Genomic DNA, 11,872 nt, shown 5'->3' on the forward strand with positions numbered 1-11,872 from the left:
GGCCGCATCCATCGCGACGGGCCAGCAGCAACGGTGGCACTTTAGCACCGCCTGACGTCAGAACGGCGCGCTCCTCGTGCAAGAGCACGCCGTCCCGCCGTCGCCGCGGCTCGCTGGGTCAGGCAGCCTGCGGCCGCCGCGGCCAGCGCTTGCGCGATGGCCTGCGCCGCGCTGCCAGCCGCTCGAGTTCCTCGTCGTCGGCCCAGATGATCCATGCCCCTACCGGACGAGGAATCGGCACCCAGCGTGCCCGAATCCAGCCGCGCTTGCGCCAGCAGTGCAGGGTCACGCGCGGCATGTGAAGCCGAGCGGCGAGCGCTTGCATCGTCCACTCGTTCGTCTTCAGCTTGACCCTCTCCATGATCGATCGCTGGGGAGGCGTCGTGCCGTGCGACGGGAGCAGGCCCCTGACCATGCTCCTGCTGAAGGTCTCGCACTGCTTCGCGGGGCGCCACCCCTCCGCGTTGAGCGAGTCGGCGATCTGCTGTAGCGACTCCCCATCGCGCTGCAACTGCGCTGCACGTCGCGTCAGGTCGTCATGATAGCTCAGCTGCGACAACTTGGCGACGGGTCGCGTCAGCGTCGTTGTGGTCTCATGGCCACCCGCCCAGCGCAAGGTCAGCTCGACTCGCTCACTCTCGCCTTCGACGGTCACACGCGCCTCGTCCAGGAGCTGGCGGACCACGTCCTTGCGTTGCTCGTTGGTCGTCGTGGGGCTGTTCCAGAGCTTCGGCAGCTCCGTCGCCAGTGCGCGGATCGCCGAGCGCTCCGCGTCGGTCAGCGTGACGGGGCGCGTCGCGCAGACGCGATGGTACTGTTCCCTCAGCTTCTGCTCGGCGCCGAGTCGCTCCTCGAGCGCTCGTTCGAGCGTGCGCGCGACGAGGCGGTTCTCGGGCTCGACTGCGTCGTACTGGCGGCGCGCGCGTTCGACGTCGTAGTGAGCGCGCTCTAGCCGCTGCTGCCACAGCTTCTCTTCGCGGGCGCGCTCCTGCTCCAGATCCGACGCCACCGCCAAGCTCAGCTCCAGCGCCGAGGGCGCGAGGGCGCGGAGCACCAGCGCCTCGACGACCTCATCGACTGGACGCGCTGCGAGCGACTGGCACAGGGGCGTTGCAAAGTGCCTTGCGTCATACACGCAGGCGTACCGCGCGTAGCCGCCATTGTAGGACACCTGCATGCGGTGACCACAGCGACCGCAGAGCACGAGACCAGCCAGAAGCGTCGCCCCCTCGCGCGGGACGCCGCGCGTGGCGTTGTCGTTGAGCTCCAGCTGGCGCTGGTTCTGCTCGTATTGCTCCCACGAGATATAGGCCGGGATCTTGTCGCGCAGACATACGGCCCACGCCTGTGCGTCCCTGCGCCGGGTTGCGGGGTGACCCGGCAGCTTGGCGCGCGGCTCCTTCGAGCGCCGCCCATAGACGTAGGCACCCGCATTGTTACTGAGCACCGTCGTTGATGCCGATGATGCGCTTGTCGAGCCAGCTCTTTGATGGCGGGGCGGCCGGCTCACCGCAGCGCACCATCGCCGAGGCGGATCATGGTCGATGGCGACGTTGTCCGGGGGCAGCAAGCTGCCAGGACCTTCTCCGGCGATGCATTGCGCCGCGTTCGATCAAATTCTCAGCGTAGCTCCTCCTGAGCACGATCGCGTCGGTCGAATGCGGGTGCACAGGAAAAGAGGGAGCGCGCATTCCCTTCGTCTCCCGAAAATTACCAGCACGACTCCTCGCCCGTCCGCGTCACGAACGGGGTAGGTCAGCGACAGGAGCGGAGCATCGGCGCGGCGCGGGCCACAAAATAGGCGACGGGAGGAGCTCGTTTGGCCGCGTGCCCCCTCCCGTCGTGCTCCGAATCGCTTGAAAGAGCGGAGCCCTCAACAGATCGTCCATCTGGACCTCGATGTCAAAGGCTGGCTCGCTTCACCGCCCACCGTAGATCGCGCGCGGCCAGCCCGCTGCCCGCGTTGCGGTGCCGCGGCTTGCCCGCTGGGGGGCGGGTTGGGGCTGTGGGGTCACGGCTCGCGGTCCCGGCAGGTACGCGGGCCGCTGGCTGCCGGCGAGCGCGGCGGGCTCGTCACGATCGAGGTGCGCCGTTATCGATGCCGCCGCTGCGGCGCGACGATCACGGTCGTACCGCGGGGCGTCGCACCGCGACGGCACTTCGCCGCGACGGCGATCGGTCTGGCCCTGCTGCTCGTCGGCATCGCCAGTGCAGCGCTCATCGAGGTGCGGCGGCGTGTCAGCCCCTGGTCTGCCAGCTTCGATGCCGACAGCTGGGCGACCGTGCGGCGCTGGTTACGCGCCATCGACCAGGGGCGCCTCTTTCCGTCAGTCCGCCCCAGTCCCCTTGCTGCTTCGCTGCGGCAGCGGGCCGAGCGGGCCGCGATGACGCTCGTCGCGATGGCGCCTTTTGCGGCCGAGGTCCTCGAGGCCGCCGTCATGGCCGGCGCCGCGCGAGCTGCGTGATGGCGAGCGGCCCGCTTCTCGGGCTCATGTCGGGCTCCACCCGGCTGGATCCTCGGTCGGCGGAGCGCCTTGCGCTTGGATGGCTGTGCGGCCGGTGCGGTGTCACCGGTCCGGAAAGGACACGACGTGCAAGACCCCCTCAAGCCGAAGGACCACGCGGAAGCGGTAGCGCTCTATCGCAGTGAGATCATCGGCTCGCTCATGCACCGCGAGCTCGACCGGGGAGAGCTCGCCGAAGCGCTCGCCGACCTGAGCAAACAGCGGTTTCGCCCACCGCGCGCCCATTCTCCGCGCACTTACTCGGTCCCCACGCTCGAGCGTTGGTACTACGCGTACAAGACCGAAGGTCTCGAAGGCTTGCGTCCCAAGCCCCGCAAGGACAAGGGACGGGCGCGCGAGCTCACCCCCGAGCAACGGCAGATGCTGCTCGACATTCGAGAAGAGCACCCGAGCGCCTCGGTCTCGCTCATCCTCGACACGCTGATCGCGGCGGGCCGGATCGACAAGGAGGCCATCTCCGCCACCACGGTGCGACGCCTGTACGCCGAACACCGCCTTGATCGCGTCGCGCTGCGCGATCGCACGGGCGGCAAGGTGCGGTTGCGCTGGCAGGCCGAGCACCCCGGCGCTCTGTGGCACGGCGACGTGTGTCATGTGTCACCGATCCTCGTTGGCGGCAGCGTGGCGCCGGTGCGGATCCACGCGCTGCTCGACGACGCCTCCCGGTACATCCTCGCGATCGAGGCGATGAGCGCCGAGCGGGAGGTCGACATGCTGGCGCTCTTCATCCGAGCACTGCGCAAACATGGCGCTCCCGACGCCCTCTACCTGGATAACGGCTCGACCTACCGCGGGCACACCTTGCACCTGGCGTGTGAGCGACTCGGCACTACCCTGATCCACGCCCGTCCGTACGACGCCCCCGCGCGCGGCAAGATGGAGCGCTTCTGGAGGACGTTGCGAGAGAGGTGCGTGGACTTCACCGGAGCGCTCGGCTCGCTGCACGACCTCAACGTCCGGCTCTACGCCTGGGTCGACGAGCACTACCACCGCACACCGCACGCGGCGCTCTTCGGCAAATCCCCCGCGCAGGTGTACGAGGGGTATCCCCACGTCACCGACAACCTCGACGAGCGGAAGCTCCGCGACGCGCTCACGACCCAGGCCCGTCGGCGCGTCCGACGCGACAGCACGCTCTCGATGGATGGAGAGGATTGGGAGACCGATCTCGGCTTCCTCGCCGGCCACCTCGTCACGGTGTCGCGGTGCCTCGTCACGCCGAACGAGCCGCCCTGGATCGAACACGAGGGCAAACGCTTCGCCCTGCACCGGGTCGATCCGGTGAAGAACGCCCGTCGCCCGCGGCCGGCCTGCAACCTTGATGTCGCGCACGAGGCGCGGGTGCCCTTCGACCCGCCGAAAACGCTTCTGGACAAGGCTCTCGGACGAACGCCCCGCGATGGCGAGGAGGAATGACCATGGACTTTTGTAGCTACTTCAGCTTCACCGCAGAGCCATTTTCAAAGGAGGTCGAAGACGGCGAGCTCTGGCTCCCTCCGTCCAAGCAGGCGATACTCGAGATGCTCATCGAAGCGGTGCACGCCAGAAAGAGCGTGCTCCTCGCTGGTGACCCAGGCGTTGGCAAGACGTGTCTCCTCCGCGCGCTCCGTCATGCCCTTTCGCCGCAGACGTTTCGCTTGACCTACTGCGCCAACGTGACGCTTGGACGCCGGGACTTCTATCGCCAGCTCTGTCTGGCGCTCGGTCTCGCGCGCTGCAGCACCGCTGGAGACGTCTTCTACGCGGTCAGCACGCACGTCGAGGAACTCGCGAAGGAACGAGTATTTCCGGTCTTCGTCCTCGATGAGGCCCATCTACTTCATCAGGATACACTCGATCATCTTCACATACTCCTTAATTACGCCTGGGATAGCCGCGCATTGCTTTCGCTCGTGTTGCTTGGCTTGCCCGAGCTCGGCGAGCGGCTCCGCGTGCGCCGCAATCGCTCCCTGTATTCGCGCCTCCATTACCGATTGACCATCGATCCGCTCACGCCGGACGATACGGCCGACTATCTGCGTGTACGTCTCAACCGAGTCGGCTGCGCGAAAGAGCTCTTCACCACCGACGCGATCGCGATGCTGCACGAGGCGGCCGCCGGCAGCCTGCGCGACACCGACCGACTCGCCACGGCCGCTCTTCGAGCCGCTGCGCGCAAGAAGCGCAAGCTCGTCGAGCGCGATGTCTTCAGCCGCATCCTGCAACTGGACGCAGAGGAGCCCGGATGAACCCCGCCCCCCTGGCCGAGGGGGACACGCGGCGCGGTGACGTCGAGGGCAGCGCAGTCGCCGCCCTCGTCGTTTCCCTCGCGCTCGCCCGCGACGCGCTCACCGCGCCCTACCCGAGCGACCCGGATCCGCTTTGCCCTCGCCTCTACGCCGTCGACGTCGTGCTCCACTACCTCGATCGGCTCGACCACGCTCTCGCTCGCTACCACGCCGTCCTCGACGGCGATGACCGCCTCCCCCTCCACACCGACTGAACGCACCGGCGCTCTGCGACCACCGCAGTCACCCCGGTGCCTCGCCTCGCTGCAATCGCGGTGAGCGGAGATCCGGGTCGACGATGGCCATCACGGAGCCGGATCTTCCGGCCATCAAGCAGCCTGCTCGGTAACACCCGCATAAGCCGGGTTGATGAACACCTGCTGCAACGTGCTGCGGCTAGGACGAGACCAGCGGAGCTCTCCTTTGTCCGGACCCGACATGATCCGGACTGGCAGCTTCAGGTCGTGCTCGAGCAGGTAGCAGAGCACGCCTTGGATGGTGCCGCGGCGCTGGAATTGCTCGAAGAGCAGCTCGATGACGTGGCGTGCCTGCTCGTGTCGGTGATCATCGCGTCCCGCGTCTGATCGGTGAAGACCGCGGCCCCATGATCGGCAGCGTTCACCGTTCACCGCCGGCACCTACGCCGATCTGGGCCACGCTCGCCTCCGCGGCGTAGACGTTACGCCCGCCGAAAAGTCGAAGGCCCGAGGGCTGCCACCCTCGGGCCTTCTGGAGCTCCGCGTTGCCGGAGTCCCTCACCTTCATCACAAGCCGGGCTCCAGGTCCAGAAAGCGGCGGCATGGAGCCCGTTGCCTTCGTCCGCCTACCGCCTCGCCCACTGCGCCCGCTGCCGCGTCCAGCTTCGCCTCTGCCGTCGCTGCGATCGCGGCCAGCGCCTCTGCCCCGACTGCCGCCCGCTCCGGCGTCGTGAGTCGCTCCGCCGCGCCGGCGCCGCCTACCAGACCCGGCCTCGCGCTCGCCGCCTCCATGCCGCTCGCTAGGCCCGGTATCGGGACCGGCAGCGGGACAAGTTCTCCGCGCAGAAAGTGACGCATCACGGGGTGACACAAGCCGCGGCCGCGTCGATGTCCCAGCTCGCGCCGGAGATCACCCCCGGCCGAAAGGACAACGATGACGATTGGATCCGAGATGTCGGCCGCTGCTCGCTCTGCGGAGCGCGACTTCCGCCCTGGGCCATGCGCGAGCGGCGCGCTCGGTCAGCTGTTCACCGACGCGCTCCCCGCGTCCCACAAGGGCCTCCGCGGTGACGGGAGGCGGCGGTGATCGCGAAAGAGAAGGAGGCCGAGGTTCTGCGCCTCTACCACGGCGAGAAGTGGCCCGTGGGCACCATTGCCGCCCAGCTCGGGCTGCACCACACCACCGTTCAGCGCGTGCTCGGGCAAGCGGGCGTCGACCCGAAGGTCGTCGCGCCGCGCCCGTCGATGGTCGACTCGTTCGTGCCCTTCATCGTCGAGCAGCTCGGCAAGTATCCCTCGCTGCGCTCGAGTCGCCTCTTCGGCATGCTCAAGGAGCGCGGCTATCCGGGCGGTCCCGATCATCTGCGCCGGGTGATCGGCCGCCTCCGCCCCAAGAAGCCGGCGGAGGCATTCCAGCGGCTGCGCACGCTGCCCGGCGAGCAAGCGCAGGTCGACTGGGCGCACTTCGGCAAGCTGGCTGTCGGCCGGGCGCTGCGCCCTCTCTGGGCCTTCATCATGGTGCTCAGTTACTCGCGGCGGCTCTTCCTGCGCTTCTTCCCGGGCGCGGCGATGCCCTTCTTCGTGCGCGGGCACGTCGAGGCGTTCGCCGACTTCGATGGCGTCCCGCGCGTGCTGCTCTACGACAACCTCAAGAGCGCTGTCGTGGAGCGCCACGGCGATGCGATCCGGTTCCACCCCACACTGCTGGCTCTGTCGGCGCATTACCGCTTCGAGCCGCGCCCCGTCGCCGTCGCCCGCGGCAACGAGAAGGGCCGCGTCGAGCGCGCCATCCGCTACGTCCGCGAGGCATTCTTCGAGGCTCGGACCTACGCCGACCTCGGCGACCTCAACCGACAAGCGACCGAATGGACCAGCTCCGCGGCGCTCGATCGCTCCTGGGTCGAGGACCGCGCCCGCACCGTGCGCCAGGCCTTTGACGACGAGCGCAGCGTGCTGCTCGGGCACCCTGACACGCCGTTTCCAGCCCACGAGCGCGTCGAGGTCGAGGTCGGAAAGACCCCCTACGCGCGCTTCGATCTCAACGACTACTCTGTTCCCCACGACCGGACCAGCCGCACGCTCGTTGTCCTCGCCGACCTCGAACAGGTGCGCATCGCCGATGGCAACGAGATCATCGCGACCCACGTCCGCTCGTGGGACCGCGGCCAGCAGATCGAGCAGCCCGAGCACCTCCAGCGCCTCGCCGACGAGAAGCGCCGCGCCCGCGAGCACCGCGGCCTCGATCGCCTCGCCCGCGCCGCCCGCAGCAGCCAGGCATTCCTCCGCATCGTCGCCGAGCGCGGCGGCAACGTCGGCAGCGCGATCGCCCGGCTCCTGCAACTGCTCGACGCCGTCGGCGCCGCCGACCTCGAAGAGGCCCTCGTCGAGGTGCTTGAGCGCGACACCCTCCACGTCGGTGCCGTCCGTCAGGTGCTCGACCGCCACCGCTCCGAGCGCTGCTTGCCGCCTCCGGTCTCGATCCCCGTCACGCGCGGCCAGCACGCCAACCTCGTCGTCACGCCGCATTCGCTCGCCACCTACGACGCGCTGAAGAAGGACTCAACGCCATGACCGACCTGACGCCCACCGAGACGAAGGCCCGCCTGAAGGGCCTCGGCCTGTTTGGCCTGCTCGCCTGCTGGGAGGAGCTCGCCGACAAGCCCTGGCTTCGCGAGGTGCTCGCCATCGAGGAGCGCGAGCGCCACAAGCGCAGCCTCGAACGCCGCCTCAAAAACTCCCGCGTAGCCGCCTTCAAGCCCATGGCCGATTTCGACTGGTCCTGGCCCAAGAAAATCGACCGTGAGGCCGTCGACGACCTCTTCGCTCCCGGCTTCATCGCCACCGGCCACAACGCCGTGCTCGTCGGCCCCAACGGCGTCGGCAAGACCATGATCCTCAAGAACGTCGCCCACCAGGCCGTCGTCCGCGGCCACACGGTCCGCTTCTCGACCGCGAGCGACATGCTCGCCGACCTCGCCGCGCAGGAGTCCTCGGCCGCGCTAGCGCGCCGGCTGCACCGCTACACGGTTCCCACCCTTCTTTGCATCGACGAAGTCGGCTATCTCTCCTACGATGGCCGCTACGCCGACCTGCTGTTCGAGGTCGTCACTCGTCGCTACGACGCGCAGAAGCCGATCCTGCTCAGCACGAACAAGGCATTCTCCGACTGGGGCCAGGTCTTCCCGCACGCCGCCTGCGTCGTCACGCTCGTCGACCGGCTCGTGCACCGCGCCGAGGTGATCGAGATCGAGGCCGAGAGCTACCGGCTCAAGGAAGCCAAGGAGCTGAGCGCCTCCCGCATCAAGCAGCGCCGCGCCAAGAAGCACTGAGCTACCTCTTCACCGGTGAACTTCACCGGCGTCGGATGCGGGTTTCACCGGCACCGGGCGCGGATTTCACCGGTGAACTTCACCGAACCCCCGCGGATTGCCGCGATCATCAACAATGGCCGCGTGTCACGCCACCACCACGCTCGAGGTGGCACGCACGAGGATCCTGGCGGCGCGAGGTGCAGGGCAGCGCGCTGTCGGGGGAGATGAGCCCCGGGAAGGCAGCTCTCACGAGCCCTCTGCGCGCCACGTCGTCAAGGTCGACTGGTGCACGCTGCTCGCCGCGCTCACGGGGGTCGACCTGTCCATCTGTCCTCGCTGCGGTCAGGCTGCGATGACTCGCCGCCCGCTGCCGTCGTGCGTCGTCGCCTCTTCCGCTGCTCCTCCGGACACGTCATGAGCATCGCTGGCCTGGGCAGAAGCGACAACACCACCTCCGTAGCACGACGGCCAGGCATCGATCCGCCTTCTGCGCCGTCCACGTCGGCGGCGTGCGTGCTGCTGGGCCTCCGTCGGCGCCGCGCTCTGTCTCGGCACGCTCGGCACGTCTGCGCCCAACGTCGTGGCGGCGGGATGCACCACGCGTGCGAGCCCCGCCGCGCCCGCCCTCTGCTGCCTTCTCGGGCAGGATCTCCATAGACCCCGCGGCCGCCCCGCCCGGCCGCGAACCGGCCAGGTCCAACCCGACGTTTACGGGACTGCGCCGGGACCTCGCCGCCGCTGCTGCTCGGGCGCAGTCCCGCAAACGCCTATTCATTGGGCCCGCGTTGGGCCACGCCGGCGAGCGACCCGGCCGCGAATCAGATAGAACGCATTGAAATTATTGATATTTCGTCCGCGTCCGCCGCGTCGTCGCAGAAATCCTGGCGGGATTTCTGACACCCGGAGCCAGGCGGGATCACTCCGCGCGATCACTCCCCTTGTCGTGTGCGCTTGCGGAAGCGCAGCAGCTTACCGCGCGAGACGCCGAGCCGCTCCGCGGCCGACGTCACGTTGCCTCCGGCGGCCGCGAGGGCGGACTCGACGCGCTCCTGCGTGAGCGCGGTCTTCTGGTCGTCCGGCGCCTTCCCGAGCACCTCCTCGACGGCCCACAGTCGGAGCCCGGGCTCGTGATCGAGGCGGCGCATCTCCGCGAGGGCCGCGTCGAGCCCGCGCACGTTGCTCGGCCAGGGATCGAGCAGCAGCCGCTCCATGGCCTCGACCTCGACCGCTTCGGCCGGGAGCGCGACGCCTGCGCGCCGCGCGAGCTCGCACGCCACGGTGAAGAGGTCCTCGCGCCGCTCGCGGAGCGCCGGCACGTGGAGGCGGGCCATCGCGAGCCGCGCGAACAGGTCGTGCCGGAACGCCCCGCGCGCCACCATCTCCTCGAGGTCCCTGTGGGTCGCGGCGACGACGAGCACGTTCACGTGGACCGGCCGCTGCGCCCCGACGGGCAGCACCTCGCGGTTCTCCAGGAGCCGCAGCAGCTTCGCCTGGAGATCGAGATCGAGCTCCCCGATCTCGTCGAGGAACAGCGTCCCGCCGTCGTGGGCCACGACGATCCCGGGCGCGGCGTTGCGTGCGTCCGAGAATGCCCCCGCCACGTGACCGAACATCTGGGACTCGAACACGCCGCGGGCGACGCCGGCCACGTTCACCGCCGCGAACGGCGCCGCGCGCCCGAGCGCCGCCGCCGTGGCGCGCGCGACGAGCTCCTTGCCGACGCCGGTCTCCCCCTCGATGAGCACGTTGCCGGGGCGGCTCCGCGGCAGGCCCGCGAGGGGCTGCGCCACGGCGCGCAGGCCGTACGGCCCGACGAGCCCGCCCACGGGCGGCGCCGGATCGAGCGGGCCGAGGAGCTCCTCGCGGAAGACGAACAGGACGCGCCCGAGCCTCAGCACCGCTCCGTCGTCGAGCGGCGTGAGGTCGCGCGGCGCGAGCCTCGACCCGTTCACCCACGTGCCGTTGCGCGACCCGACGTCCGCGACGCGCAGCGCGCCGCCGGCGCGATCGATCCGCAGGTGTTTGCCTGACACCTCCTCGTCGGCGAGGCCGCGCTCGGCGAGCCAGGTGCGGCCGATGGTGGTCCCCGAGTCGGGCAGCGGGAACGCCATGGGCCGCGGGAACGCGCACACCAGCGCTGGCCGCCGCCGCCCGGCCTCGGGCCGCACCGGGCTCCGGTGCTCGATGGTGCTCGACACGTCCTTGGCCATTCTCCTCGCAGGGTGCCATGCACCTCCGGAGCGTGGAAGCGCCGCGCCGGGGGGCGACGGTGATGTCGTTCGCCCGCAGCGCAGCGCAGCTCCCCACAGCGAATCGCGGCTTCAGCGCACAGCGAATCGCGGCTTCAGCGCCTCAGAGAGGCCGCCCGTCGAACCCGCACATCGGGTCTCCCGGGTTCGCGCACTCCGGCTGTCGGGATCCCACCCCCACCAGCGGTCGCGAGCCCGGCGCTGCGGGCCGGGCGAGCGCCTCCCGCAGCTGAGCGAGCGCGCTCTCGTAGGCGCGGATCGCGCCCTCGTCGGCGCCCGGCGTCCTCGCGCGCGCCGCGGCGACCTGGGCCGCCGCTGTGGCCTCGGGCCGCCGCCGTTCGGCGGCCCATGCCGCGAGGTCGGCGTGGCGCCGATCGAGCGCCGCGACCTTCTCGAGCGCGTCGAACCGTGTCTCCAGCGCATCGAGCGCGTCCCCGAACGCCCGCAGCCGGTTGTGGTCCAGCGCCCGCGGATCGAGGGCGTTCCGCGCCGCCTCCGCGGTCGCCCGTGCCTCCTCGGCGTCGCGGGCGAGGGGCCGGCCTCGCAGCGCCGCGTGGCGCCGGTCGAGGGCCGCGAGCTCGGCCGCCCTCGCGCTCTCGCGCTCCGCTGCCACGGCCGCCTGTGCATCGCGGAGCTGCTGTGCTTCCTGCTGGAGGCCTGCCACGTGCCGCGCGACCCCGTAGGCCGCCGCTGCGCCGCCGCACACCACGAGGCCGAGCGCAGCGGCGAGCGCGTGCGCCTGGCTGCGGCGCCGGCCCTCGGCGCGAGCGCGGACGACGGCCAGCTCGTGCGCGCGCGCCGCGTTATCCGCCTCGAGGCGCGCCTTCGCCTCGGCCTCGATGCGTGCCACCTCGATCTCCGCCCGCGCCCGCGCTTCCGCGCGCGCCTCTGTCTCGGCCTGCTCCCGCTCGCGCCGCGCCCGCGCCTCTGCCTCGGCGGCGGCCCGCGTCGTCTCTGCAGCGCGCCGCCGCGCCTCCTCCTCGCGCTGCTCGCAGGCTTCCTTCTCGCGCGCTCTCGCGCGCTGGAGGTGCTCTTCCCGCACGCGCGCTTCCTCGAGCTTCGCGAGCTCCGCGAGGGAGAACGTGACGGACGTATCGGAGGCATTTCGGCTCATCATCGACATCGGGGCTCCTCTCCGAGCGCCCCCGTAGCAGCCCGTGTGCCGACGATATCCAATGTAAATTCAATCACTTAGGCCCGAGATTCGCCCCGCGCACGCGATCGCGATCGCGCCCGGCGCTGCCCATCGCGATCGCGATCGAGCGACCGGCTCCCAGGGCAGGCCCGAGGGGAGGGGGCTCGTCGCGCGGGGCGGAGGCGGGC

Annotated in this window: 10 protein-coding genes; 6 read left to right on the top strand and 4 right to left on the bottom strand. The window is 70.1% G+C overall.

Annotated elements, in window-relative coordinates:
- Nucleotides 1-118: 118 nt before the first annotated feature.
- Entirely contained in the window at nt 119-1,570 is a 1,452-nt protein-coding gene (locus POL72_RS44815; protein ID WP_272103050.1) for a recombinase zinc ribbon domain-containing protein, read from the bottom strand.
- A gap of 286 nt (nt 1,571-1,856) precedes the next feature.
- On the opposite strand from POL72_RS44815, the gene POL72_RS44820 reads away from it, so the two are divergent.
- The 4 genes from POL72_RS44820 to POL72_RS44835 all read left to right on the top strand — a co-directional run bounded on the left by POL72_RS44820 (nt 1,857) and on the right by POL72_RS44835 (nt 5,007).
- Nucleotides 1,857-2,465: a DUF6431 domain-containing protein gene (locus tag POL72_RS44820; protein WP_272097401.1), complete on the top strand. Its 609-nt coding sequence runs from the start codon at nt 1,857-1,859 to the stop codon at nt 2,463-2,465.
- Between the two features lie 126 nt (nt 2,466-2,591).
- Nucleotides 2,592-3,941, top strand: coding sequence for a DDE-type integrase/transposase/recombinase (locus POL72_RS44825; protein WP_272097400.1), 1,350 nt, complete (start codon nt 2,592-2,594; stop codon nt 3,939-3,941).
- Nucleotides 3,938-4,753 carry an ExeA family protein gene (locus POL72_RS44830; RefSeq protein WP_272097399.1) on the top strand — a complete coding sequence of 272 codons (816 nt, stop codon included), beginning with the start codon at nt 3,938-3,940 and terminating at the stop codon, nt 4,751-4,753. Before POL72_RS44825 ends, POL72_RS44830 begins: the two co-directional genes overlap by 4 nt.
- Nucleotides 4,750-5,007 carry a hypothetical protein gene (locus POL72_RS44835; protein WP_272097398.1) on the top strand — a complete coding sequence of 86 codons (258 nt, stop codon included), beginning with the start codon at nt 4,750-4,752 and terminating at the stop codon, nt 5,005-5,007. Before POL72_RS44830 ends, POL72_RS44835 begins: the two co-directional genes overlap by 4 nt.
- Nucleotides 5,008-5,121: 114 nt before the next feature.
- Here the strand turns inward: POL72_RS44835 and POL72_RS44840 are convergent, their stop codons facing one another.
- Nucleotides 5,122-5,421 (bottom strand): hypothetical protein, encoded by a 300-nt coding sequence (locus tag POL72_RS44840; RefSeq protein WP_272103051.1) that lies wholly within the window; start codon nt 5,419-5,421, stop codon nt 5,122-5,124.
- A gap of 651 nt (nt 5,422-6,072) precedes the next feature.
- Between POL72_RS44840 and istA the strand changes: the two genes are divergently transcribed.
- Both istA and POL72_RS44850 read left to right on the top strand, forming a co-directional pair.
- Nucleotides 6,073-7,560: an IS21 family transposase gene (istA, locus tag POL72_RS44845; protein ID WP_272103052.1), complete on the top strand. Its 1,488-nt coding sequence runs from the start codon at nt 6,073-6,075 to the stop codon at nt 7,558-7,560.
- The gene (locus POL72_RS44850; RefSeq protein ID WP_272101279.1) at nt 7,557-8,318 is read left to right on the top strand and encodes an ATP-binding protein; all 762 of its coding nucleotides are present in this window, start codon (nt 7,557-7,559) and stop codon (nt 8,316-8,318) included. The genes istA and POL72_RS44850 overlap by 4 nt, the downstream gene beginning before the upstream one ends.
- A 911-nt stretch (nt 8,319-9,229) precedes the next feature.
- On the opposite strand, the gene POL72_RS44855 is transcribed toward POL72_RS44850, so the two are convergent.
- Both POL72_RS44855 and POL72_RS44860 read right to left on the bottom strand, forming a co-directional pair.
- Nucleotides 9,230-10,510, bottom strand: a complete 1,281-nt coding sequence (locus POL72_RS44855; RefSeq protein WP_272103053.1) for a sigma 54-interacting transcriptional regulator — start codon at nt 10,508-10,510, stop codon at nt 9,230-9,232.
- Between the two features lie 142 nt (nt 10,511-10,652).
- Entirely contained in the window at nt 10,653-11,666 is a 1,014-nt protein-coding gene (locus tag POL72_RS44860) for a hypothetical protein (RefSeq protein WP_272103054.1), read from the bottom strand.
- Nucleotides 11,667-11,872 lie beyond the last annotated feature (206 nt).

This window comes from Sorangium aterium, from assembly GCF_028368935.1.
GTDB lineage: Bacteria > Myxococcota_A > Polyangia > Polyangiales > Polyangiaceae > Sorangium > Sorangium atrum.